Here is a 26444-nt window from a genome sequence, read left to right on the forward strand (position 1 = left end):
AGCCTAACGAGGATGAAGCCTTCGGATTCGCCCTGGTTCGGGCAACGCTCTCCATCGGCAGGTTCCTCCTCTAACCGTCTAATCGGGTTATGCTTTCATCCATTCCAAAGATTCGAGCCGCCCGGGGGATTCGGCATCTACCGCTTCGAGCAGCATCAGCAGTTCGCCCGATCCTTCTTCGAACCACGGACCCGGCAGATAGAACGAATCGGCGCTGCCGCCGGTCATGACCGGCCTCGCGGCTCCGCCCGGCAGCCAGAGACGTCCGACGACGCGGCCCGCGAAGAGCGCGGTCAGCTTCAAGCCGCGCCCGATCGCCCGGACGCGCCAGCCGGTTCCCGCCGCCGAGTTCGGGACGGAGCCGGCGAGCCAGGCAACGTCTCCCGGCTCCAAGACGGCCGGAAGCGCTTGCACAATCCCGTCGCGGGCGGCGCTACGGGCGCTCTCCGCCAGCTCCCTTTCCTCCGCGGCCGACACGGAGTATGCCCGGGCTTCGACTCCTTCGTACACCCATACGCGGCCCGAGGACCCCCATCTCTGCAGGCGGACTTCCAGCTCCGCCCGCTCTCCGGGCGAGAGGAACGGCGTAAGGTCGACATAGGGGGCATAGGGCTGAGCGTCTCCCGCCTCGCGGCCGTTGACGCGGACTTTCGCATACCCTTGGAGATCTTGGAAACAGACCGTCCACGCGTCGGCGTCAGCCGAGGCTTCGAACTCCCTTCGATAAGCATGAAGCGGAGGAAGCTCCGGAGACAGCCATCCGCCGAAACCGACGACCGGCTGCAAGGCGTCTTCATCCAAATGGCCGTGTCCGTTCGAAGAGGCGTTTGCCGTCAGAACGCGCCAGTTCGAGGTGATGTCCCGCACCGCGGTGACCGCGGCCAAACCGGCGATGCCTTTGCGCGCGTTCAACCGCAAGCCCGGCATCCGGGGATCGTCGAAATTGGAATGTCCCCAGATTTCGACTCTCGCTTGCAGCCTCAGCGCGTCGAATGGCATCGGCCCGTCGCCGCCCGCCGGGAGGTACGCGCAGCTGCCGCCGGGAACGACGGTTCCGGCATAACGGCCGTCCGCGTATAGGGACACGACGTCGCCGGCACCGCGGATCAAGTATCCGAGAACGTTCCGGTCTCCGCGCGGCGGGACGGAAGCCTCGTACCACGCATAACCGCGGTACACGCCCAATCGTTCCAAAGGCTCCGCGCGGTCCAGGCCGCTCGAGACGGCGGCGGCACTTGCGAGAGGCGCCGCGGATTCCAGCGCGGCTAACCGCCAGGCGATCGCGGGCCCGGAGTCGGGGTCGGCGGCATGCCCGTTATCCGCTTCCCCGTCTTCCGCCCGCGCGGGAAGGTTCGGCGCGGGCGGAGCCCCTCCGTATCGAAGCGCCTCCGAACGGCTGCCGATGAGCACGGTAAGCTTGCGGCCGTCCGCCAGCGTCAGGGTGCAGCTCCCGCCGCGATCGCCGGCGGAGGAGATTCGAATCCGGTCCCCCTGAAGCACCGCATGGACGCCGCTGGACGCGGCACCGGCCGGCGTTTCCAACGCCAACGCGATTTCGCAGGGGCCTTCGGCGTGGAAAGCCAGCACCGTTTCGCCTTCGTTCCGCTCCTCCAAATACAATTCCGCCGTCGCATGCAAGATCGTCCCCGGCAGGTCCCAATGCGACAGCGGAACGCCGATCGGCAGCGCCGCGGAACGGCCTGCGGCCAGCCGGACGTTGAGGGATAAGGCGATGCCCGTTCGTTCGCGCAGCGCGATTTCCGCTTCGCGTTCGCCCACGTTCGAAACGAACAAGAGACGGCCCCCGCCCTTCAGCTTCAAACCGAACGGACCCGCGATCCCTTCCGCTCCCTCTCCCGTAATCGACCATTCCAAGCCGTTATCCGGTACCGCTTCGGCCAAAGCAGGGCCGTAAGTCCGGATCAGCCGCCCGAGCAGCCTGCCTTCGAACGCTTCTTCGTTCAAATGGCCTTCCGGCGAAACCATGCCTCCGAAGTCATAGTCCGACGTCAGGAAGGCGAGCGGATCGCCCCAGTTGTTCACCGCGTTCGTAAAGCCGAAATTGACGCCGGACACCTGCAAATAAGGACCGAGAAGCTTGGCGCCGCACGACAGCAGCCTTCTCAGCAGGAAGTGGCTTCGATTCGTCTCCGTCACCAGAAGGGGGAAGTTGAGCCCGGCCAATACTTCCCGATAGTGTGTTGCTTTTTCCTCGAAATCCGGGTCCCGGTTGTCGGGATAGAAGTTGCAGGTCGGCACGACGCCTTGGACCAGCCCCGATGCCTGCATCAGCCCCCCTTGGCCCGCGCAGGCGATCAGCGGAACGGCGATGCCGTTCTCCAGCGCCAGATCGCGGAGCGCCTGTATGTACCCCTGGGGATCTTCGCAGCCGTAGAAATCCAGTTCGTTGTCCAATTGGACGCAGATGACGCTTCCGCCGCGGCCGGCCTCATGGCGGCCGACGATCGGCAGGATCCGGCCGAACCACTCGGATACGTACCGCAGAAAGACCGGATTCCGATCCCGCAGCCGGATGCCGGGTTTGTCGAGCAAATACGCGGGCAGCGCGCCGCCGTCCCATTCCGAGCATATGTACGGACCCGGCCGGGCAATCACCCATAACCCGACTTCCGCGGCCGTGTGCAGGAACGCCTCCGCGTCGCGGTCGCCGCCGAAATCCCACTCGCCCTCCCTCGATTCGTGGAAGTTCCAGGGAAAATACACGTCGATGCAGTTGTAGCCCAGCGCTTTGACCTGCTCCATCCTCTCGCGCCACAGCTGCCGGGGAATGCGGAAGTAGAACAACGAAGCGCTGAGCAGGATGACGGATTCCCCGCCGATGCGCACGGCATCCCGCGTGAAGAGGACAGCGGATTTCGTTTCGGCGCTTCTCGTCATGGCAGATCGGCTCCTTTACGCGGTAAAATACTGAAACCCATTTCATGAAACCTATTTCATTTTATCGAAAAGAAAGAGGCCAGCTGGTTTTTCCGTAACGGAAGCTTTGCGGCCCTGTCGTTCATGCTGCCCTGACGCCACGTAATGAAACGGGTTTCATTTAAGTGCGGCAACGAGATATGTAAGTGCTTTCAAACCCATTTTATCGCGCCCGGAAGCCGGTGTCAATATCCGATCGCCGCCCAATTTGCCTGACTTCATGCCCGAATCGGCGCGGTGGATTCGCGGACGATCAGCTCCGGCTGCAAGACGGTCGTTTTGCGCACTTTCTCCCCCGCGATGAGCTTATGGAAAATTTCCGCCGCCGTTCGGCCGAGTTCGCTTGCCTTCAGCGAGATCGTAGTCAAGCCCGGAATGCTGTTCGCGGCGAACGGAATATCGTCGCAGCCGACGATCGAGAGATCCCGCGGCACCCGCAGCCCCGCCTTGACCGCTCCTTTCAGGACCCCGATCGCCACCAGGTCGTTCATGCAGAATACCGCCGTCGGCCGTTCGGGCATGCTCAGCAGCTGCCCGATGAACGCTTCCCCGCTGTCCACCGAGAAGCCTTCCCCGAGCACCCATTCCTTGCGGACCTTCAATCCGGATCGCTCCATCGTTCTCACGACGCCCGACGTTCGCTGGATCGTGTTCCGCATATTCCGATAGCCGCCGACGATCGCGATGTCCCGATGTCCGAGCTCCAGCAGATGCCGGGCGGCCAGTTCGGCGCCGAGCCGCTCGTCCGTCGCGACCCGGTGCAGGGAAGCTCCGGGCAAATCCCCGTTGATCAGCAGAATCGGCACCCGCTTGCCGATGTCCAGCACTTCCGTCACCAACTCCCGGCTGGGCTTCGCCAGGTCGACCCTCCCGCCGATCATGACGATTCCGTCCACCTGCTTCTCGCAGAGCGCGTTCAAATACTGCGATTCCCGAACGTACTGGTCGGCGACGTCATAGTCCGCGGACATGGTATCGCAGAGAAAATACGTATACCCTTTGTTCCGCACCTCCCGGTCGAACCCGGACAGCACCTGCGGAAAGAACGGATTCGTGATGTCGGGCAGGATGATCCCGATCATGCCGGTTTCCTTCTTGATCAAACTTCTGGCGAGCGCGTTCGGTTGAAACTGATACTTGTTGATCAGCTCCATGATCCGCTCCCGCGTCTCCTTCTTGACGGGAGCCGTGTTGTTCAGCACCCTCGATACCGTGGCGACGGAAACGTTCGCTTCTTTGGCAATGTCGTAAACGGTAACCGGTTTCACTAAGGGCCACCTTTTCTGCGGTTGATACGAGACAAACCAAGCATAGCAGAATCGGCGCGGCGTGAAAACAGCGAAAAATACCGCCGGCGACCTTCCGTCAGCGGCGGTATTCCGACCCGTATCCCCTACTCGCCCTTCAAACCGGACAGCGTGACGCCGCGGACGAATAAGTCTTGCGCGAGCAGGAACACGATCAAAATCGGCAGCACCGTTATGACGGTCGCCGCCATGAGACCCGGCCAGTCCGTCGAATACAGCCCCTGCATGTTGGCCAGACCGAGCGTCAGCGTCATTTTCTTCATCGAGCTCAGGAATACGAGGGGATTGATGAAGTCGTTCCACGTTCCCATCGTGATGAAAATGCCCAAGGTGGCCAGCGCCGGCTTCGACAACGGCACGAATACTCTCCAGTAAATGCCGAACGGCGTGCATCCGTCGATTTTGGCGGCTTCCTCCAGCGCGCCCGGAATCGTCGAGAAAAACTGGCGGAGCAAGAACGTGCCGAATGCCGATACGAGTCCGGGCAAAATCAACGACCAATGGGTATCGAGCAGTCCGTAAAATTTCATTAGCAGAAACGTGGGAATCATCGTGACTTGAGCCGGCACCATAAGCGTCGCCAAGTACAAGCCGAACAGCCCGTCGCGGAATCGGAACCGCAGCCTCGCGAACACATAACCCGCCATCGAGCTCGTCACGAGCTGAAAAACCACGACGATCGCCGTGATTTTAAGGGTATTGAAGAAGAAAAGATCAAACGGGAAGCGATCGGTCATATGCAGGTAGTTGGAGAATTTGAGGCGCTCCCCCAGAAACTTGGGCGGATAAGTGAACACCTCGTTCAAATTCTTCAGGGACGTACAGATGGACCAAATAAACGGGAACAGCATAACGGCGGAGCCCAGAAGCAGGATGACGTGGGCCGCCGGTTTCATCCATAGACGCGGTTTCATCTCGGCCTCCTCCTTAGTAGATGCTCCATTTTTTCTGTCTCCAGAACTGGACGAACGTGACGAGCAGAACGATAAAGAACAGAACGTAAGCCATCGCGCTCGCATAGCCCATCCGGAAATACTGGAACGCGTTCTGGAAGATGTAGAAGACGAGCACGGAAGTGGTCCGGGCAGGGCCGCCTTGCGTCATCAAGTAGACCGTATCGAACACCTGGAACGAATTGATCACGGACATGACCGTGACGAAGAAAGTCGTCGGGGACAACAGCGGCACGGTAATGCGGCGGAACTTGGAGAACCATCTCGCGCCGTCGATGTCGGCGGCTTCGTAATAGGATTCGGAGATGGATTGAAGGCCGGCGAGAAAGATCAGCATGTTGAACCCGAGGCTTTTCCATACGCTCGTTATGATGATGGACGGCATCGCCCAATGGGTGCTGGTGAGCCAAGCGGGGCCGTCGATACCGAACCAAGACAAGGCGTAATTGAGCAATCCGAATTCGGGATTGTAGATCCATTGCCAGATGACGGCAACAGCGACCATCGAGGAGATGACCGGAATGAAGAAGGCCGCGCGGTAGAACCGCATGAAAGCCAGCTTCTGGTTCAGGAATACGGCCAGCAGCAAGGACAGGACGATGCCGATCGGCACGCTGACCAGCGTAAAATAAAACGTATTGCCGAGCACCCGCGGGAACACGGGATCCTCGAACAACTCTTTGTAATTGTGCAGTCCGTTGAATTGGAACGAATCCGTCAGATTCCACCCGGAGAAGCTGATCGCGAACGTAGCCAGTACCGGCAGGAGCAGGAACATCAGGAATCCGACCATGTTGGGCAGCAGCATGAGGAAGGCCCAGAAGCCGTCCTTGTAAAGCATGGAAGTACGCGTTTTCATCGTCTCACCCCGGCAGCGGGACCCGGGAAAGCTTTCCGCCTTCCCGGGCGCTCTCTTTCTGTTTTAGGAATTGGCGGCGATATCTTTGTTGGCCAGCGATTCGATGTTTTGGACCGTATCGTCGACCGACTGGTTGCCGATGAAGAACTTATCGAGCTCGGCCGTCGTGTCTTCCTGGATTTTCTGGCTGCTGAGCAGCGCATACGGATACGGTTTCGAAGAGGTGAAATACGGAATCATGTCCTTGAACCCGTCCGGATGCACGCCCGCCGTCAGCCACTTCTGAATGCCTTCTTCGGTGTACAGCGATTTGTGGTTCGGCAGCCACAGGCCGGCTTTGACGTTCATGAGCTGGTATTCTTCGGAGGACAGGAACTTGATCAGCTTCCAGGCCTCTTCCGGATGTTCCGTATGGGCGGAGGCGACGTGCAGATGCGCTTGGCCATGGGTGACGGCGTCTTTGAATTTCGGAAGAACCCCCATGCCGACTTTGAAGTCCATGTGGGACAGTTCCTGCAGCGACCACGAACCGTCCACGAGCATCGCGATTTTGCCCGTTTGCAGCATTTGCGCCGGGCTCATCCCGCTGTTCGTCAGCAGCTTCGCTTCCGGGCTGACCCCGTCTTTCTTGCGCAGATCGGAGATCGCCTGAAGAACCTCTTTCACTTCCGGCGTATTGGCCGCGGATTTCGTCAAATCTTCCGAGAACCAGTTGCCGCCGTTGCTCATGATTTCCGCGATCGTCATGTAGTAGTTTTCCAAGCCGTACACGCCGTATTGCTCGGTTTTGTCGCCGTTCTTCACGGTCAGTTTCTTGGCGGCGTCCACGAACTCTTTCCAGGTCCAAGCTTTGTTCGGATCGGTCGGCGGATAAGCGACTCCGGCTTTGTCGAAGAGATCCTTGTTGTAATACACGACCGGCGCCACGATGCAGGCCTCGATGCCGTAGTACTTGTTGTCCACCGTGCTCAGCTTGACGGCGGAATCGATCAAGTCGTCCGCCACGCCTTCGGCGTTGACCCGATCGGTGATGTCGAGCAGGCTTTTCCGCTTGACGAAATCGCGGTAGTAATCGCTTTGCAGGAAGAACACGTCCGGCGCCTCGTTGCCGAGCACGAGCGCCTGCATTTTGGCCACGTACTGCGTGCCGCCCGGAATCGTCGTGTATTCGACCTTGATGTTCGGGTTTTCTTTCATGAACAGCTCCAAGCCTTTTTTCACGCTTTCGGTTTCCAGCGGGCTCACTTCCCAGCCCATGAACTTCAGGGTCACTTGTTCTTGCTTTCCGCCTTGCGAGTCTCCGTTCGCCGCGGAAGCCGAACCTTGCGGGGATCCGGCCGCGTCGTCTTTCCCCCCGCCGCAGGCGGCGAGCAAGATGGAGACGACCAGAAGAATTGTCGTTGCGAGAGACCATTTTTTCATGCGAAAGACCCTCCAGCATCCCGTATAGTCGACGGCGAATTCGCGTTTTGAAACGCTTTCGCCGTTCGCTCGTTCACTATACCGAATGAGTGGAGGGCCGAAATTGCAGTTTTTTTCGATTTTTCGACTTTTATTGGGAATATAATCCGCCGACCTTGTCCGCGATCCGATTCAGCGCTTCTTGGGCGCTCTCCTCCCCTTGCCAGACCGGGATCAGCCCCGCGGTCACCTCCGGGAAAATCTCCTTTTGGTTGTGCAGATCATAGCCGACGCTGGGGATTCCGTTCTCCAGCAGCTGCTTCATCATCGCGTCCTTAAAGCCCGGAGGATGGGCGTGCGGATTGGGATTGACCCATTGGGCGACCAGGTCGGGATCGGTATACCACTTTTTGTAAACCGGCATCCATAAGCCGTCCGTGTACAGATTGATCGCCTTGTTCGGATCGGCCAGCCACTTATACAATAACCAGGCTTCTTCCGGATGCTTGGAAGACCGGAACAGCACCGTCGCTCCGCTCAGGCCGACCGTCACGCTGCGTTTCAGCTTCGGAAGCACGCCGATGTCGTAATTCACTTTGGCTTTGCCCAAGTCCAGGTTCGTCCACTGCCCGTCCACGATCATGGCCGCAAGCCCCGCCTGCAGCGCGATGTTCATCGCCGGCAGCGACTTGGATTCGAACGGCGAAGGGGCGACATGGTAGACGTTCGCCAAATCGGCCAGCTTCTGAACCGCCTCCGCCGCTTCGGGCGAGTTCAGCGTGAACCGGGTGCGGTCCGGGCTGACCCAGTCCCCTCCGTTGCCGAAAATGAAATTGTTGAGCGGATCCGACCACGTCTCGAACATGATGCCGTAACGGACGATGTGATCCTTGTCGAACTGCGGATCGTCCGCGTTCCGGCCGTTCCGATCCAGCGTCAGCTTCTTCGCGGCGGACACGAACTCATCCCAAGTCCAAGCGTCGGCCGCTTGGGCGGGAGGAGGCTGTACGCCCGCCTCCTCCAGCAAATCTTTCCGGTAGAAGAGACCGAAGCACTCCCCTGCCGTGCTGATCCCCCAGGCGTAATCGGGCGAGGAACGGTACCACAGGTAATCGAGGAAGTCTTCTTTGCGGAGTTCGGGATCCCGATCCAAGAAATCGTAGAAATTGAGGAACTTGTCCTGCCGGGCGAAGGCTTCGCCAAGCTCCGTCGTCATGTACGCGATATCGGGTTCTTCGTTGGAAGCCGACATGGCCAGCATCTTCGTGTTGTAATCGGAGTTGGGCAATTGAATCGGATCGACCGTAATCCAAGGATATTCCTGCGAAAACCGGGCAAGCGCGCTCTCGATCGCCTTCTTCTCCTCGACGGAGCCCCAATACGTGAACCGAAGCGAGACTTGCTCCCGATGTTGCGGATTGGTTTCCGAAACAGCCGGCGTACCGGCATCCCATCGCCACATTCCCATCGCGGCGAGAACGGCCATCGCCGCCGTGCCGACTGCCGCGGCGCTTTTTCGGTTCATGCGGTCATCCCCCTCGATTCCTGCGGCAACGTGACGGACACGGTCGTGCCTTCACCCGGAACGGAAGCGATTTGCAGGCCGTACGGCTCCCCGTACAAAATCCGGATGCGGCGGTTGACGTTGGACAAGCCGACATGGCTCTCTTCCAGAAGTTCGGCCTGTCTTGCGGCCTCCATTCCCTGCCCGTTATCCTCGATCCGGTATACCCTCGCCTGCCCTTCCCGAAAGCAGGAAATCCGCAGCACGCCGTTCTCCTTCCAGCCTTTGAAAGCATGAACGAACGCATTCTCCACGATCGGCTGCAGGAAAAACTTCGGAACCTCGTCGTCCAGCATGGCGGAATCGATGTCGTATTCGACCCGAACGGAGCCTTCGAACCGTTTGCTCATGATGGTGACGTAGCCTTCCAAATAGGCGAGGTCATCCCGGAAACGGACCAAAGCCGCTTCGGTTTTCACCATGTACTTGAGCATGTTGCTGAGGCTCACGACGATCTCGCTGATTTCGGACTCTCCTTTTTCGAGCGACAGGAGGCTGACCATATTCAAGGTGTTGTACATGAAATGGGGATCCAGCTGCAAATTCAGCGCTTTGATCTCCGCTTCCTTCTCCCGGATTTGGGTCTCGTAATTTTCCCGGATCAGCTTATGGATATTCTCGTTCATGTCGTTGAACTTCTTCATCAGCACTTTGAACTCGTAGCTGCCGGTTTCTTCGAACCGCGTTTCGAACCGCCCCTCGCCGGTATTCACGAAAGCCCGGATCATCGTGCGGAAGGGTTGGCTGATCAGGCGGGACAGGAAGTAAGACAGGCTGATGAACAAGAGGGTCACGATGCCGACCGAAATGAGCAGATGGCGGACGTATTGGCGGATGACCGGGCCGAGCAGCTCTTGCGGCGGAATGACGGCGAGACTCAGCCAACCGGTGATCTCGGAGCGCGAGAACGCGACGACCTGTTCCTTGCCGTCCACTTCCATCATCCGCACGCCTTGCTTTTCGTCCAGAAGCTCGCCCAGCCGGGGAAGATCGACGGATCGGGTGAGCAACGAACGGTCCGGATGGGCGACGATCCGGCCTTGGTCGTCCACGACGAAATAGGTGCTGCCGCTTACCGGTATGCTCTCCGCGAACACCCCGGTGAACAAGGAGTCCTTGAAATTCAAGATGAGGACGGGCTTGTCCTGCATGTCCGAAAACGCCCGAAACGTCCCTTTGAAATAAGTGCCCTGAATCATCGTGACCGCCGAAAAAAGGTACTTGTAATCGTAGTCCATCGGCTTCAGATAAGGCACGCGGAACATTTCCGCGAAATCGTAGGTGGGGATCCAGCGGGTTTTGCCCGCCCCGAGACGGGCGATCCGGCTTAACTCGGTATCCGAGAATCCTAGCATCGGAATGAAGTTTTTGGCGTGCTCGCTGTTGGCCGACGATGCGGTTCCGAAGATGAAATAGGAAGTCGCGACCTGCACGGAATACAGGTCTTGGGATTGGGCGAAGTATTTGTCGAGAATGCCTTTGATCCGCAGATCGGCCGTCAGCACTTCGGTCTTGTCCGCCGGATGCAATCGCGAGAAAACCTCGTAAAATTCCGCGTCTTCGGTGAACCCGTAAATCATCTCGCGGATCCGCGAAAACTTCGCGTCCAAGATTTCGTTGTTTTTCTTGACGATCGTGAAGACGTCTTTTTTCGCCATTTCGAGCACGGTTTGGCGGCTGAGCCGGTAATCGCTGTAGCTTAAGATCAGGATCGTGACGGCAAGCAGCAAAACGTAGGTGCTCAGCAGCTTCGTATGGAGGCGGCTCTCCCGGATCGCGTTCAAAAGTTTGTCCATTTACCTGTGTCCTTTGATCTGACGGTAGGCGTTGGGCGAAAAGCCGGTCTTGCGCTTGAACATTTTATTGAAATACGCCGCGTCCCGAAAACCCGCCTTCTCCGCGATGCCGGAAATTTTCTCGTCGCTGTTCTCCAGCATCCGCATCGCCTGCCGAATCCGCAGCTCCAACAAATACCCGGAAAAATTCACGCCCGTTTTGTACTTGAACAGCTGGCTGAAATAAGACGGATTGAAGTGGAATAAGGCGGCGACGGATTCCAGCGACAGATCGTCCCGGTAATGCTCCTGCAGGTAGGCCTGGCATTTCAAGATGATCAAGCCGTTCTTGTCTTCATGGGCTTTGCCGGACGACTCCAGGAACGCCTCCACGATTTTCTTGAACCGGAACCGGAGCGCCTGATAATGGCAGCATTCCTGCAATTGCCGCAAATTCCGTTCATACGACAACGGCTCCGCATGAGGCTGGGCCACGTCCCGCAGGCCTTCCGTCAGCCTCCACAACATCAGTTTCAATTCTTCCTTGATCCGTTCCGGAGCCGGATAAGGCGCTTCCCGCGATTGGAAAAACGCGTCCAGCAGCTCCATCGCCTTGGCGCGGTCCCCGGTCTTCACCGCAAGCGTAAGCGGCTCGGCCAGTTCATTGGAGCCGGGCGACACGGCATCCGTGAACGGGCGGCTGTCCGATCCCCAGAGAATCGCTTCGTCGGACGTATAGAAGAGATGGCGCAAAGCCAGTACGGCTTCGTCATAGGCTTCCTTCAAATCTTTCGAGAGATCGGGGCGGACGGTGCTCACCCCAAGGACGTACCCCGCCGGGTTTTCCGTCCGGAGCCTCTCGAACAGCCGGTTGATTTGGCTGGCCGTATGGAACGGCTTGGCCGCAAGCGAGCGGTCCAGCCAGACGAAGGACACGATCCGGCCGGCTGCCGCGTCTCCGAAGACGATGTTCCGCCCCATGGCCGACAGGAGATCCGTCCAAGTCCTTCGGGCCGCCTCCATCGGCGCCCCGTCCTCAAGGAACGGGTCCCCGTTCCGTTCGATCGCCATGGCGATTCCCGCCCCGGCCGCCGGAATCCGAAGCTCCAGCCGCTGCTTCTCCGTCAGCGTGCCGGCGATCAGCCCGTTCCACAAGTGCTCTTGGTAGACCGCCTGCGAGTGCTTCAGAGAGGACTCCTTCGCGAACAGCTCCTCCAGTTTGAGCAAAATCCGTTCGATGTCCGGCAGGCCGATCGGTTTCACCAAATACTCCACGACCCGGTGCTCGAGCGCTTTTTGGGCGTATTCGAATTGGCCGTATCCGCTGATCAGCACGGTTTTGACATGCGGCTTGGCTAACGTGATCCTCTCGATTAACGTCAGCCCGTCCGTTTCCGGCATGCGGATATCGGTCAGCACCGCGTCCACGTGCTCCTTCTCCATGATCTCCCAAGCGGATTCGGCGTCCGCCGCTTCGAGAATCCGGTACTCCGGCCGCTGCCTGCCGATGATCGCGGACAACGACTTGACCTGGCGGGGTTCATCGTCTACGAGCAGCAAAGTGGTCATCGTCTCACCTCTTGTTGAAAACGCTGTCATTCCTTAATATAATCTAATTTCCTCCGCGGGGAGGAAGGAATTTCTTTGGAAAACCGGATTTTTTTTAGATTCCGGCAACTCGAGCCTCAGATCCGTTCCCGTTGAATCTGATCCGCGAACGCCCTGAATCGGAAGAGGTGATCGATCCGCGAAGAGGTGAAAATGGGAATCAATGCGGGTTGCGCCGCATTTCCATCTTGTTGCGCACCGTGATCCGATATCCGTTCAGGTCTCCATCGGGCTAAGGGACGCAGGAGACGCTAACGGGGGCGATCCTCAACCTATCGGATTCTAACGGACGCAGCCGCACTTATTCAGCAAAAATACCGCTAGATGGCCGCGATATGGAACGGTTAAGGTCTGTGGTGTCCGTTGCGATTCGAAAACCATCGAAATCGCCCAAATAACGGCCGCGGTGTCCGTAACGATCGGCGTAGGGCGATTTTTCCGGATGCCGATTGGTCAGCCGCCGCCGAACCGGATCACGGCCTCTTCTGCCATAGCAACGCGTGAGGCTGTCCCTAACGTCATAACGACGGAGGGGCAGCCTCTTCCGCTAATATTTCCTGTTGTTCACTTCTTTCGCCGCCATCTCCTCGGTGAACACGCTCTCCGGCGGCACGATCCGTTTCGGCAGCGTATGGCCCTGCATGATTTCGCCCGCGGCCTGCATGATCATCGGACCGAGCAGCGGGTTGCATTCGATGACGGCGTTGATTTTCCCCTCCGTCATTTTCTCGAACGCGCTGCGGGTGCCGTCGATCGAGATGATGACGATGTCTTTGCCGGGGCGCAGCCCCGCTTCCTCGATCGCTTCGATGGCGCCGAGCGCCATATCGTCGTTATGGGCGAACAGCACCTGCGGCGGTTCCGGCTCCTTCTGCAGGAATTCCTTCATGACCGCTTTCCCCTTCTCCAGCGTGAAATCCGCCGGGGCGCTGCGGACGATCGCGAAGTCCGCGCGGGACCGGATCGTGTCGCGGAACCCTTTGCCCCGGTCGATCGACGGCGAGGAGCCTACCGTTCCCGCCAGCTCGACGATCCGGATGCGCCCGGGCGCGTCCCGCATTTTATCGAGCAAGTATTTGCCGGCTTTCACGCCTTCCTCGTAAAAATCGGAGCCGATAAACGTCACGTAGAGCGAAGTGTCCGTGACGTCGACCGCCCGGTCCGACAAGATCACGGGAATGCCCGCTTGTTTGGCTTCTTTGAGGATCGGTTCCCAGCCGGATTGGATGACCGGGGCGACGGCGATGACGTCGACTTTCTGCCGGATGAAGGAACGTATCGCCTGGAATTGCTTCTCCTGGGACTGCTCCGCGTTTTCCAGCAGCAGCGTCACGCCGGCTTCCTGGGCCGCTTCCTGAATCGATTTCGTATTCGCAAGCCGCCAGTCGCTCTCCGAGCCCAGCTGCGAAAATCCGAGGACGATCGGTTTTTCCGGCCGGCCGGTCTCGTCCGAAGGCTGGGCCGTTTCCGGCTGGGGAGCCGGCGTCTCGGTCAGCGCCGGATCGTCGTGAACGGATGAACCGGCCGGCGAGCATCCGCTCCCCAAGATCCAGAATGCCAACAACAGCAAGCCGAACGCCGAGTATCGGAACTTCCTCCTGCCCATGCCGCTCCCGCCCCCGCTTCCGTCATCGTAGTGCCCGGTCCGGTCTGACCGCCCTTACGTTTTGAAGATCATCATATCATTCGTCAGCTTGCCGGAAACTTCCTTCATGCCTCCGGAAATCCGAAGCAAAGACTCGCCGATCCGCTTCTGCACGGCCAGAGCGAGGCGACCTGCTCGGAAGCGGCGGAAGCTTCCTGGGAGACGCCCGATACTTCGGCCGCGGCCGCCGCCAGCTGGAATTGCGTCTGCTCCAGCTCGCGGACCGCGGCAGCGACCGCTTCCGAGCGCTCCTTCACTTGCTTCATGTTCCGCTCGATATCCGAGAAATGGCGGTGAACCGATCGTACGTCCTCCGCCATTCGGCCGAAGAACGGAAGCGCGGTTTCCATGGCGTCAACCGTCCCCCGCACTTCGCTCCGGATGGCCTCCGTCAGATCCCCCGCTTGGACGATCGCCTCGTTGGATTGGCCCGCGAGCCGGCGGATTTCTTCGGCGATCACTTTGAAACCCGCGCCGGCGGCCCCCGCACGGTTCGCCTCGATCGAGGCGTTGAAAGAGAGAATCGTCGTCTGCCGGGCCATCTGCGTCATGAGAAGGAGCAGCGCCTGAATCGATTCGGCGCAATCGCTGAGCTCGTTCACCCGCTCGCGGACTTGACGGAGCCGTTCCTCCGCGAGAGCCGAGTTGCGCATCAGCTCCTCGACCGTTCCTCCGCCGAGCCGGCACGACTCGTAGGCGTCCTCGGCCGAGCCGGCCATCCGGTTCTGCTGCTCCAGCACCGTACCGAGCCGCTCGCCGGCCGATTCCACGCGGCCGCTCGTCTTCTCCGCATTGGCCGCCAATTCGACCGCCCCGCCCGCGATCTGCTCGATCGCCTGGTGGATTTCGCCGGAAGCGCCGGCCGTTTGCCTGGCGGCATCCAGCATCTCCTCGCTGGAAGCCGCCACCTCGCCGGCGGTCGTTCTGGCCGAGCGGACGAGTTCGCCGATTCGTTCCATCATCCGATTATAGGCCTCCGCGACCCGGCCGATCTCGTCTCGGCCCCGGTGGCGGATCCGGCCCCGCAGGTCGCCTTCCGCCGCTTGGAGCATCAGCTTTTCCAGCTTGCCGAGCGGAAACCCGATCATCCGGTACAGCCAGAGGCCGACGACCAGCGCCAGAAGCACGCTGACGGCCACGGCCCCGTAAGTCGTCGTTTTGATTTTCGCCGTCGCCTCCGTGAGCTCGCCCATCGGCGCGATGCCGGCGAGCACCCAACCCGAAATCGGGGATTTGCGGTAAGCGAGGAATCGATCCTGCTCCCCCGCGCTTCCGGTCCGGATTTCCGAGGACGCTTCTTGGCCGCCCGCGATCGTCAGGGAGGTCAACCCGGCCTTCCCCTTCGTGCTGACGATCGGCTTGCCGTCACCGGCGAACAAGGCGGTCTCGGCGGACGGACTCAGCTTGACGCCCCCGATCATGCCTTCCAGAACGGTGGCTTCGATCTGCACGAGCAGGACGTAGTCGCCGGATCCGACGTTGTTTTTGCCGATCAGCCTGCCGTAGGCGAACAGCGGTTTCGGCGAATTTCCGAGGTAGCCCCGTTCTTGAATGGGAAACCATACCGGCTTGCCTTCCGCCGCGATCGTTTCCTTCACCCAGGCTTCCTCCCGGTTCCATCCGGGGAGATCCCGTTCCGTGCCGATCGGATCGACGGCGTCTTCCAGCGGAAACAGCGTCATGTCGCGGATTTGCGGATCCGACAGGATCAGTTGGTCGAACAGGTCGCGGACCGCGTCCACCCGGCTTTGCAATTCGCCTGCCGGCATCGTCGCCGCGTTCGCGAACTGGAAAAGCTGTTCCGTGAACGAATTGTTCTTGATCAATTGGTCGGCCAAGTCCAGGTAAAACCGCTGCTTCATGTCCAGCTTCTCGCCCGCCAGCGTGATCGTCTGGACCGAGCTCGACTTCGTCTGCGAGAGCATCGCGGTTTGCGCCGTGGAAGAGGAGAACAATCCCAAGGAGACGACGGACAGGCAGACGAAACAGAAAAACAGCAGGAACAGCTTCGATCCGATCGAACGTTGCGGAGAACGGGCCAAACCGCGAATCCCTTTGTTCCATTCCATGTGTCCGATCCCTCCAGGGGGTGGTGTCGTTCTTCCTCCGGCCGGCAACCGCCGATTACGTTCGGACGGCCTGGCGCCCTTTCGCGCTGAGCAGCCGCTGCAGCAGGATGAACAGGAACAGCAGCAGCCCGATCACGATTTTCGTCCACCAGGAGCTGAGCGTTCCCTCGAAGCTGATGATCGTCTGGATGACCCCCTGGATCAACACGCCGAAGAACGTGCCGGCCACGAATCCGACGCCGCCCGTGAGCAGCGTGCCGCCGATGACGACCGCCGCGATCGTGTCGAGCTCCGTCCCGACGGCATGCAATCCGTATCCGGAGAGCATGTAGAACGTGAACACGACGCCGGCGAGCGAGGAGCAAAAACCGCTGAACGTATAGACCAGGATTTTCGTCCGGGCGATCGGCAGCCCCATCAGCAAGGCGGATTGCTCGCTGCCCCCGATGGCGTAGACGCTGCGGCCGAACCGCGTGTAATGGGCCAGGTAGAGCGCGGCGATGACGACGACCAGGGCGATGATGACGCTGATCGAAACCGTATCCCCGCCCGGCAGGCGGACTTTCGTCTGCGCCATCGTCGTGTAGAACGGGTTGTCGATCGTGATCGTGTTCAAGCTGATGACGTAACATAAGCCCCGGGCCAGGAACATGCCCGCCAGCGTCACGATGAAAGGCTGGATTTTGAAATAGTGGATGATCGCGCCCATCAGCCAACCGAACGCCGAGCCCATGCACAGGACGAGCGGAATGACCACGCCCGGCGGCCACCCGTGTTCCTGGACGAGGCTCGCGGACACCATCGTCGTGAGCGCGATCATCGAACCGACCGACAAATCGATGCCGCCCGACACGATGACGAACGTCATGCCGACGGCCGTGATCAGCAGATACGCGTTGTCGATCAGCAGGTTCAGGATCACCTGGAACGAGAAAAATCCGTCGTAGCGCAACGATCCCGCGGCGAACATGAGGAGGAACAGGCCGACCGTCACGATCACGGGCAAGTATTTGCGGTTAAGCATGGCGGGTCACCTCTCTCTCGGCGGGATAATGCCGCGTCCGCCAGCGTTCGGCGATTTTATTCCGGAACGTCTCCGATTGAATCAAGCAGACGACCAATACGACGAACGCTTTAACGACCAGCGTGATTTCGGGCGGCACGCCGATGACATAGATGGTCGTTGTCAGCGTCTGGATGATCAGGGCGCCGATCACGGTCCCGGTCAAATAAAACCGGCCGCCGTTCAAGGAAGTGCCGCCGATGACGACCGCGAGGATCGCGTCCAGCTCGTACCAGAGCCCGGCGTTGTTCCCGTCCGCGCTGGCGACGTTCGAGCTGAGGATGAGGCCGGCGATGCCCGCGCACAATCCGCTGAACACGTATACGGAAATGAGCACCACCCGGGACCGGATGCCGATCAGCCGGCTCGCCCGCGGGTTGTTGCCGACCGATTCGATGAACAGGCCGAGCGCCGTCCGCCTTGTCAGCAGCGCGGCGATTCCGAACATGGCGGCCACGACGAAAATGGAAAACGGCAAAGCGGCCAGCGAGCCGGTTCCGATATACGAATACGGCTTGCTCGAAATGGTGATGATCTGCCCGCTCGTGATCAATTGGGCGATGCCGCGGCCGGCGACCATGAGAATCAGCGTGGCGATGATCGGCTGGATGCCGGCTCCCGACACCAACAAGCCGTTCCACAAGCCGAGCGCGAGCGAAAGCAAGACGGCAAGGCCGATGGCGGCGAACGCGAGGCCGGGCGAATTTTGATCGGCGCCCTTGCTGATCCACAAGCAAGCCATCGCGCCCGAGATGGCCACGACCGAGCCGACGGACAAGTCGATGCCTTCCGTCGCGATCACGACCGTCATGCCGAGCGCGACCAGAATGAGCGGGGCTCCGAAGTTCAGGATGTCGATCAAGCTGCCGTACAGATGGCCGTTCCGCACGACGATGGAGAAGAAATCCGGCGAATACAGCAGATTGAACAGCAGCAGCGCGGCCCATACGGCGAGCGGCCAAAACAGATGATGCCTGACGAGTCGTTTCATGCGATTACCCTCCCGCGATGGCCTGCATGACGTTCTGCTGGTTGATGTCCGGCTCCGCGATTTCCTTCACGATCCGGCGGTCGCGCAAGACGGCGATCCGGTCGCTGACGCGCAGCACCTCTTCCAGCTCCGAGGAAATGAACAGGAACGCCATTCCCCGTTCGGACAACGTCATGACCAGCTTCTGGATTTCCGCTTTCGCCCCGATGTCGATGCCGCGGGTCGGCTCGTCCAGGATGAGCAGCTTGGGCTGCGTCAGCAGCCAGCGGGCCAGGATCACCTTCTGCTGGTTGCCGCCGCTTAAATTGCGGATCAGCTGTTCGGGATCGGGCGGATTGATATTGAGCAAACGGATGTATTCCAGGGCGATCTCATCCTGCCGCTTGCGGGAGATCGCGCGGAACCATCCCCGCGTGGCCTGCAGCGCCAGAATGATGTTTTCCCGAACGGTCAAATCCTCGATGATGCCTTCGGTTTTGCGGTTCTCGGAGCAGAAGGCGATCCCTTTGTCCAGCGCCGACCGGGGGGAAATCGAGGTTGCTTCCGCGCCCGACAGTTCCAGCCTGCCTTGATCGGAACGGTCGGCGCCGAAGAACAGGCGGGCCGCCTCCGTGCGGCCGGAGCCCAGCAAGCCGGCCAATCCGACCACTTCCCCTTGATGGATCGCAAGGTCGAACGGCTCGATCGCTCCTTTGCGCCCAAGCCCTTTGGCGGCCGCGACCGGAATCGTCCGATCGGCGGCGGAAGCCTCGCCGCGGATCCGCCTTTCCAGCAGTTCGACTTCTTTGCCGATCATCCGGCTGACCAGCTCGAGCCGGGGCAAGTCCGCGGCCGGATACTCCCCGACGAATTCCCCGTTCCGGAGAATGGTGATCCGATCCGAAATTTCGTACACCTGATCCAGGAAATGCGTGACGAACAGGATGGCGAGCCCCTCTTGCTTGAGCTTGCGCATCACGCGGAACAGCTGCTCCACTTCGCCGCGGTCCAGACTCGACGTCGGTTCGTCCAGGATCAGCACCTTAGAGGAGATGTTCAGCGCCCGGGCGATCGCGACGAGCTGCTGCACGGCGACGGAATAGTCCTGGAGCGGCAGCGTGACGTCGATGTCCAGGTGCAGCCGTTCCCGCAGAAGCTCCGTCGCCTTGCGGTTCATTTCCTTCCACAGGATCCGCCCGAACCGGCGCGGCTCGCGCCCGACGAAGACGTTCTCCGCCACGGTCAGGTTGGGGCAAAGATTCACTTCCTGGTACACCGTGCTGATGCCGAGCGCTTGCGCCTCCAGCGGGCTCCTGGCCGCGACCTTGCTGCCGCCCAGCGTCACCGTGCCTTCGTCGATCGAATAGACGCCGGTCAGCACCTTGATCAGCGTCGATTTCCCCGCCCCGTTCTCCCCCATCAGCGCATGCACTTCGCCCGGAAACAAGCGAAAAGAGACGCCCGAAAGCGCCGTTACTCCCGGGAACCGCTTATGGATTCCCGTCATCTGCAAAATCGGCTCGTTGTCTTGCATACGGCTCTCTCCTCTCCCGAGAAAAGGGCCGCTCCGCGGCTTCAATTTCGATCGGAGCGGCCCGGTTCCCCCGGTTGCTGGCGGATTAATATTGACGGGTCGGGAGCGCTTCCTTCGCTTGCTCGGAAGTAAACGCGCTTTCTTTGGTCACGATCCGCTGCGGGATTTCCTTGCCGGCGAGCACGTCCTTGACGGCATCCATCAATTGCGGCCCGAGCAGCGGGTTGCACTCGACGATGTAGTTGATTTTGCCTTCGCTCGCCGCTTGCATGCCGTCATGCACGCCGTCGACGGAGATGATCTTGATGTCCACGCCCGGCTTGAGGCCGGCCGCTTCGATCGCTTGGATCGCGCCAAGCGCCATGTCGTCGTTGTGGGCGTAGAGCACGTCGATTTTCTTGTGCGCCTGCAGGAACGCCTGCATGACTTCCTTGCCTTTGGCCCGGGTGAAGTCGCCGGTTTGCGAAGCGATGATCTTCAGGTTCGGATGATCCTTAATGACTTCCTTGAAGCCGGCCATGCGGTCGTTGGCGGGAGCCGACCCCGTCGTGCCTTCCAACTGCACGATATTGACGTCGCCTTGCGCGTCCTTCGTCGCTTCGACCAGCCACTGGCCGGCTTTGCGGCCCTCTTCCACGAAGTCGGAGCCGATGAACGTCCTATAGAGCGAAGTGTCCTTGGAGTCGACGGCGCGGTCGGTCAGGATGACCGGAATGCCGGCGTCCTTGGCTTCCTTGAGGACGGTATCCCAGCCCGATTCCACGACCGGCGAGAACGCGATCACGTCGACTTTCTGCTGGATGTAGGAACGGATGGCCTTGATTTGGTTCTCCTGCTTCTGCTGGGCGTCGGAGAACTTCAGATCGATGCCCGCGGCAGCCGCGGATTCCTGGATCGATTTCGTGTTCGCCGTCCGCCAGCCGCTCTCCGCGCCGACTTGCGCGAAGCCGAGCACGATTTTCTTGTCGGCCGGCGGAGCGGGTTCGCTTGCCTTCGGACTCTCCGATGCCGGAGCCGCCGCTTGGCTGGCGCTCGGCGAAGGGCTCGTCTCGTTCTTCTTGCCGCAAGCCGCGACGACGACCATCATCAGCGCCAGTACGGCCAGCAGGCTCAATTTTCCGAATCTCTTCATGAATCTGTTCCTCCCCTTCGAATCGCCATAGGTGTTGGCGTGCCTTCATTGTACCGGGGGGGCGGAAACCGTTGATACGGACATTCATGGGCGTTCGATGCGTTATTTTGGGAGATTTGCGGACGAGCTTCGCGAAACGTGTGTTTTTTTGTTCGGAACTTGGAAATTTTGATTACGCTTCCAAATTCGCCCCTCGCGCGCGCGTTTATTTGCTATAGTAAAAACAAACCTGATTCCCGCCCGAACCGGAGTGGTCCCGCGCCGATGAGGAACGTCGTACGAGTCGTGACTTCCAGTTTAAAAGCCAAGCTGCTTACCCTGTTCGTGCTGCTCACGTTCATCCCTCTGATGACCGTCGGATTGATCTCCTACCAGAAGTCTTTCGACACGATCTCGGGCCACAGCAAAGCGTCCACGCTGCTCGTCGCCGACCAGCTCGCGCGGGACATCGACGTGCTGTTCCAGGACACGGGCAAGCTGCTGGAATTGGAGAAAAATCCCCAGGTGCTCCGGTTTCTGTTCTCCCAAAGCGAGACGTACGAGGACGCCAAGGAAATTTTGCGGACGTTCGGGCTGTACCGGGATATTTACGGATACGAAAGCGTTCTCAACATCACGATGTTGAATCTGTACGGGAAAGGGATCAGCGAACGGAAAGGCGTTTTCCAGCTGGACCACAACCCGCTCCGGAATCCCCATTTCAAGACGTTGATCAGCGAACCGGAGAAAGTCCTCCATATCCCGCCTTCGGAAGGCTCCGACCTGGACCGGCTGGACGGATTCACGTATCCGCGCTCCAGCGTCATCTCGATCATGGCCACGATCAAGCAGCGCGTCACCCACGAGGTGATCGGCTTCATCGTGATCGACCTCGACGATTCGATCGTCGAAAAGTTCTGCAACAGCGTCACGATCGGGAAAACGGGCTCCTTCTTCGTGACCGACCAAGCCGGCGCGCCGATCTTCCAGCCCGGCAAGACCGATCCGGCCCTGCTGCGTTCGCTCACGGCCGGTCTGTCTCCCGAGCGGATCGGGAAAGACCGCGACAGCTTCGTGCTCGCCGCCGAATCCAAATCCCGCTTCGTCGTTTACTCCACTTCTAAATTCACCGGATGGAAAATCATCGGCAACGCGCCGCTGCAGGAAATCGTGGACGACGCGAACAAAATCCGCCAATTGATTTTCGTCACCGTCGGCTTAAGCATCCTGTTCACGATTACGCTCTATTATTTCATTACCGCCCGCCTCACCCGCCCCATCCAGCTGCTCAAAAACAAAATGCGGCAAGCGGCCGCGGGGTACCTGGACGCCAAGGTGAAGCCGGCGGGGAAAGACGAGATCGCGGATCTCGGCAGCAGCTTCAACATCATGCTGGAGAAGATCAAGGGACTGCTCGACCAGAGCATCAAGGAACAGGAATTGATCCAGAAAGCCGAGCTCCGGACGCTGCAGGCCCAGATCAATCCCCATTTTCTGTACAACACGCTGGACTCCATCGTGTGGATGGCCGAGGCGGGCAAGAACGAACAGGTCATCCGGATCGTCCAGGCGTTCTCCCGTTTCTTCCGCCTCAGCTTGAACAAAGGCCGGGATTGGATCTCCATCCGTTCGGAGCTGGAGCACGTACGCAGCTATTTGATCATCCAGCAGATGCGGTACCGGGACATTCTCGACTACGAGATCGAGGTCGATCCCGAGCTGTCGCCTTACGCCATTCTCGGCATGACGCTGCAACCGCTCGTCGAGAACGCGCTGTACCACGGCATCAAGAACAAACGCGGCAAAGGGCTCATCCGCGTCGCGGGACGCCTGGAGAACGGGCTCGACATCGTGCTCTCCGTGGAGGACAACGGAATCGGCATGAAGCCGGACCGGCTGGCGGAAATCCGGTCCCATCTCGAGCGGGCCAGGGACGACGCGGAACCATTGGAGGAAACGGGACGCGGCTTCGGTCTCCATAACGTCCATCAACGGCTGAGGCTGTATTTCGGGGAACGGTACGGCGTCGAGGTCGACAGCCGCGAGGGCGAAGGCACCCGGGTGTCGATCCGGATTCCGAAGAAACAAGGGGGCAAGGCACATGAAGAAAGTCATGCTGGTTGACGACGAAATCGTGATCCGGGAGAACATCCGCGACTGCATGGACTGGGAGAAAGAAGGCTTCGTCTACTGCGGCGACGCCTCCGACGGGGAAGTCGCGCTCCCGCTGATCGAAGAGCGGCGGCCGGACATCCTGATCACGGACATCAAAATGCCCTTCATGGACGGCATCGAGCTCAGCTCGGTCGTCCGCCAGCGCCTGCCCGACACGAAGATCGTCATCCTGAGCGGACACGACGAGTTCCATTACGCCAGATCCGCCCTGCGGATCGGCGTGGAGGAATACATTCTGAAACCCGTCAGTTCGGCGGATCTCATGGAAGTGCTGCATTCCGTCAGCCGCAAAATCGATCGGGAACGCAGGGAAAAACGCAAGCCCGCGTACTCGCGCGAAAAGCTGCTCAGCGACCTGTGCGGCGGGCTCGTCACGGCTGCGGAAGCCGCCGAAGCCGCCGCCGCGCTCTCGCTTCCGCTCGAGGCTCCCTGCTATGCGGTGGTGGTGTGGGATTTGCGCTGCCTGGAGTCGGCTTCCCCTCCCGGGTCCGACGTTTGGTTGGAAACCGAAACGTCGCTGAACGAACGGGCGGCGGCGCTGGGCGCCGTCTGGACGTACAAACGGAGCCGGACGGAAGCGGTGTGGATCCTTCGCGGACAGACGGAGGCGGAGGTCGCCGCGATGCTGGAACGGCTCAAGGCGAGCGTGCTTCCGGAGCTGGAGCGGACGTTGCCCTGCACCGTCTGGGTCGGCATGGGCAGCGTGCAGCACCGCTTGCAAGGCATCCATACTTCCTTCCTGGAAGCGGAGGAAGACCGCCATTTGCTGAGGCTGACCCGGCAGAACCGCAGCGCGTTATGGGACGCGACCGGCGAGACCCAACAAATCGCGTTCCTCGACCGTACCAAGTTCATGGAATTCCTGAAAATCGGAACGCCGGCGGCCGCGGACGGATTCCTCCGCGAATTCGCGGGGGCGCTCAAACACCTGGATTGGAAATCGTCGCTGTACGGCTATTATTTGCTCAACGACTTGACGCTGGAGTCGCTGCACGAAGCGAAGCGCACGTTCCGGCTGGCGGAAATTTCCGGCCCCGCGATCGAACGGCTGCAGCAGCAAATCAAGCGGATCCGCGACTGGGAGCAATGCCTCGGCTATTTGCGCGAGTTGGCCGGCGTCTTCTGGCAATGGCGTTCGGAGGCGTCGGGCAAATACGGGGACCTGATCGCCAAAGCGAAGGAGTTCATCCGGCAGCGGCACGCCAGCGACGGCTTGTCCCTGCAGGACGCGGCGGACTACGTGAACGTAAGTCCGAGCCATCTCAGCAAAGTGTTCAGCCAGGAGACCGGGCAGACGTTCATCGAATATTTGACCCAGACCCGGATCCGCAAAGCGATGGAGCTGCTGCAGACGACGAACGAGAAAACGTACGAAATCGCCTATCGGGTCGGTTACGGGGACGCCCATTATTTCTCCAACCTGTTCAAGAAAATGACCGGCATGACTCCCCGCGATTTCCGGCGCCAAGGGGGCAACGGCGATGAAAGCGCGGAAGGTGACGCGGATGAAAGCGAAAGCCGGTTGGCGTAACGCGGCGGCCGCTCTGCCGGCCGTCTTGCTCCTCCTGGCCCTCGCCGCGTGCCGCGGATCCGGCGCGGATGACGGCGGGTCCGCGGATCCCGGCACGAAGGAGACCAAGATCAGTAAACCCGCGCTGACGTTCGGCCTGATCTACCCGATGGCCCATCCGTTCTATGAATGGATCACGGAAAACGCGGAGAAGGAAGCCCAGCGCGCGGGCGTTCAGCTCGTGGTCAAAGCGCCGGACGAAGCGAACCTGGAGCAGCAAATCCGCATGATGGAAACGATGATCCGGCAGAAGGTGGACGCCATCGCGATCGACCCGGTCGATTCGGATGCGCTCGTGCCCGTGATCGACAAAGCGGTCGAGAACGGGATTCCGGTCCTCTGCTTCGAATCGGACGCCCCGGGCAGCAAGCGGATCGCGTTCGTAGGGACGGACCAGAAGCAAGCCGGCATCCGGCTGGGCCAAATCCTGGACAAGCAGCTGCAAGGCCGGGGCATGGTGATCGCGGAAGCCGGCATGAGCCGGATGGAAAGCGTCAGGCAGCGGCTCGACGGCTTACTCTCCTACCTGAACGAGAATACCGGCATTCAGGTGCTGGAGGTGAAATTCAATGAAGGCAGCGACGCGAAGGCGCTCGCCGACCTGGAAAACATGATCGACGCCCATCCCCACTTCGATGCTTTCGTGGGCTTGGACGCCGTGTCCGGACCGGTGTCGATCTTGGTGTGGAAAGCCCAAGGCCTGGGCCGTTACGCGCTAACGTTCGGGGTCACCGAGGAAATCCGCGAAGCGCTGAACAACGGCCAAATCACCGCCGCCGTGTCCTTGAACGAGGCCGAGATGAGCCGGCGCATCGTGCAGAGGCTGCTGGATGCGGCCCAAGGGCGAGCCGTTCCCCCGATCGACGACACGGGGTACACCGAGATGGATGGGCCGACGCAGCCGGAATAAAGAACAATCGTCGGCTATTTTCCTTTGCGATAATAGAGCGGCGCGTGACCGGTGACGGCCTTGAACACCCGGCCGAAATGCGTCACGCTGCCGAATCCCGCTTTTTTGGCGATCAGGCCCACCTTCAGGTTGGAAGACTCGAGCAGCTTCTTCGCTTCCTTGATCCGAACGCTGTTCAGATATTCCACGAACGTAAACCCCGTCGCTTCCTTAAAAAACCGGCTTAAATAATAGGGGCTGACGTAAAACCTCTCCGCCAGCCGATGAAGCGAGAGGTCCGACGCGTAATGTTGGTTGATATACCGGGCCACCTCGGACATTCTTTCGTGCATCGGGCTTGGCGACGCCAGCAGCGGTTCCGGATCGTCAGGATTAAGCTGCCGGCAGCACGCGATCGATAACTGAAGAACCGATGCCTGGACGTACATCTCGAATCCGGGCTTCCGCTCTTTCAGCTCCCGTATGATGCCGCGCGCCAATTCCTCGATCGCCAGCCGGTCTTGCAGGGAACAGCGGACGATGCGGTACTCCTTCTCGAACAGCGGCCGCAGCATGTCCCGGTAAGCGCGGTTCGCCGAAGCCATCACGCGCTCGTGCACGTTCACGACCAGCCGTTCGTATTCGGGGATGTCCGCATTCGTGGTCCGGTGCAGCACGTTCGGGGAAATGATGACGATGTCCCCCTCCGCGATCGTCAGGGTGCGGTCCTGGATGAAAAACTCCCTCTTGCCGGACATCAAATAGAAAATTTCGAACGAGCCGTGGAAATGATTCGCCGGCATATGATGACTCCGCGCTTTCCGATGGGAAACGACCAATGTCCCTTCCTCGTTCTCGTACTGCAGGTCTTCCACCACCCAAGCCCCGCCTTCCGTGCCTTTTGATGTCTCTATTATAGCTCACGACACGCCCTCTCTCAGCAAAATATAAGAAGAATTCCGCCAAACTCGCAAAAAACGCACATTTTCCGGTGCTAAGATAGGCTTGAAGATA

At 60.0% G+C, this 26444-nt stretch carries 18 protein-coding genes; 3 read left to right on the plus strand and 15 right to left on the minus strand.

Annotation, left to right across the window (positions count from 1 at the left end):
- Positions 1–87: 87 nt before the first annotated feature.
- The 14 genes from PTZ19_RS02785 to PTZ19_RS02850 form a co-directional block, all read right to left on the minus strand.
- Positions 88–2898: a beta-galactosidase gene (locus PTZ19_RS02785; protein ID WP_276352232.1), complete on the minus strand. Its 2811-nt coding sequence runs from the start codon at positions 2896–2898 to the stop codon at positions 88–90.
- A 257-nt stretch (positions 2899–3155) separates the two neighbouring features.
- Positions 3156–4205 (minus strand): LacI family DNA-binding transcriptional regulator, encoded by a 1050-nt coding sequence (locus tag PTZ19_RS02790; protein ID WP_276352233.1) that lies wholly within the window; start codon positions 4203–4205, stop codon positions 3156–3158.
- A gap of 125 nt (positions 4206–4330) precedes the next feature.
- Positions 4331–5158: a carbohydrate ABC transporter permease gene (locus PTZ19_RS02795; RefSeq protein ID WP_276352234.1), complete on the minus strand. Its 828-nt coding sequence runs from the start codon at positions 5156–5158 to the stop codon at positions 4331–4333.
- A gap of 13 nt (positions 5159–5171) precedes the next feature.
- A complete protein-coding gene (locus PTZ19_RS02800; protein WP_276352235.1) occupies positions 5172–6056 on the minus strand; it encodes a carbohydrate ABC transporter permease in 885 nt (294 codons plus the stop codon).
- Positions 6057–6119: 63 nt separating this feature from the next.
- Positions 6120–7478 carry an ABC transporter substrate-binding protein gene (locus PTZ19_RS02805; RefSeq protein WP_276352236.1) on the minus strand — a complete coding sequence of 453 codons (1359 nt, stop codon included), beginning with the start codon at positions 7476–7478 and terminating at the stop codon, positions 6120–6122.
- Positions 7479–7608: 130 nt separating this feature from the next.
- Positions 7609–8982, minus strand: coding sequence for an ABC transporter substrate-binding protein (locus tag PTZ19_RS02810; protein ID WP_276352237.1), 1374 nt, complete (start codon positions 8980–8982; stop codon positions 7609–7611).
- Entirely contained in the window at positions 8979–10817 is a 1839-nt protein-coding gene (locus PTZ19_RS02815; RefSeq protein ID WP_276352238.1) for a sensor histidine kinase, read from the minus strand. Before PTZ19_RS02815 ends, PTZ19_RS02810 begins: the two co-directional genes overlap by 4 nt.
- Positions 10818–12365 (minus strand): response regulator, encoded by a 1548-nt coding sequence (locus PTZ19_RS02820; protein ID WP_276352239.1) that lies wholly within the window; start codon positions 12363–12365, stop codon positions 10818–10820.
- A 586-nt stretch (positions 12366–12951) separates the two neighbouring features.
- On the minus strand, positions 12952–14010 hold the full coding sequence (locus PTZ19_RS02825) for an ABC transporter substrate-binding protein (RefSeq protein ID WP_276352240.1): 1059 nt from the start codon (positions 14008–14010) through the stop codon (positions 12952–12954).
- A 104-nt stretch (positions 14011–14114) separates the two neighbouring features.
- On the minus strand, positions 14115–16118 hold the full coding sequence (locus tag PTZ19_RS02830) for a methyl-accepting chemotaxis protein (RefSeq protein WP_276352241.1): 2004 nt from the start codon (positions 16116–16118) through the stop codon (positions 14115–14117).
- Between the two features lie 55 nt (positions 16119–16173).
- Positions 16174–17142, minus strand: coding sequence for a galactofuranose ABC transporter, permease protein YjfF (yjfF, locus tag PTZ19_RS02835; RefSeq protein WP_276352242.1), 969 nt, complete (start codon positions 17140–17142; stop codon positions 16174–16176).
- The gene (locus PTZ19_RS02840) at positions 17135–18172 is read right to left on the minus strand and encodes an ABC transporter permease (RefSeq protein WP_276352243.1); all 1038 of its coding nucleotides are present in this window, start codon (positions 18170–18172) and stop codon (positions 17135–17137) included. Before PTZ19_RS02840 ends, yjfF begins: the two co-directional genes overlap by 8 nt.
- 4 nt (positions 18173–18176) lie before the next feature.
- Positions 18177–19685, minus strand: coding sequence for a sugar ABC transporter ATP-binding protein (locus PTZ19_RS02845; protein WP_276352244.1), 1509 nt, complete (start codon positions 19683–19685; stop codon positions 18177–18179).
- An 85-nt stretch (positions 19686–19770) separates the two neighbouring features.
- Positions 19771–20817, minus strand: coding sequence for an ABC transporter substrate-binding protein (locus PTZ19_RS02850; RefSeq protein ID WP_276352245.1), 1047 nt, complete (start codon positions 20815–20817; stop codon positions 19771–19773).
- Between the two features lie 264 nt (positions 20818–21081).
- Here PTZ19_RS02850 and PTZ19_RS02855 point away from each other — a divergent pair, with 264 nt between their 5' ends.
- The 3 genes from PTZ19_RS02855 to PTZ19_RS02865 are packed head-to-tail and all read left to right on the plus strand — an operon-like array spanning position 21082 to position 25451.
- Entirely contained in the window at positions 21082–22920 is a 1839-nt protein-coding gene (locus PTZ19_RS02855; RefSeq protein ID WP_276352246.1) for a cache domain-containing sensor histidine kinase, read from the plus strand.
- Positions 22898–24502, plus strand: coding sequence for a response regulator transcription factor (locus PTZ19_RS02860; protein WP_276352247.1), 1605 nt, complete (start codon positions 22898–22900; stop codon positions 24500–24502). Before PTZ19_RS02855 ends, PTZ19_RS02860 begins: the two co-directional genes overlap by 23 nt.
- Complete coding sequence (locus tag PTZ19_RS02865; protein WP_276352248.1) at positions 24453–25451, plus strand: sugar ABC transporter substrate-binding protein; 999 nt, start codon at positions 24453–24455, stop codon at positions 25449–25451. Before PTZ19_RS02860 ends, PTZ19_RS02865 begins: the two co-directional genes overlap by 50 nt.
- A 14-nt stretch (positions 25452–25465) precedes the next feature.
- Here the strand turns inward: PTZ19_RS02865 and PTZ19_RS02870 are convergent, their stop codons facing one another.
- Complete coding sequence (locus PTZ19_RS02870) at positions 25466–26308, minus strand: helix-turn-helix domain-containing protein (RefSeq protein ID WP_339329284.1); 843 nt, start codon at positions 26306–26308, stop codon at positions 25466–25468.
- Positions 26309–26444: the final 136 nt, after the last annotated feature.

Origin of the sequence: Cohnella caldifontis (assembly GCF_029360585.1) — a bacterium.
Lineage (GTDB): Bacteria > Bacillota > Bacilli > Paenibacillales > Paenibacillaceae > Cohnella > Cohnella caldifontis.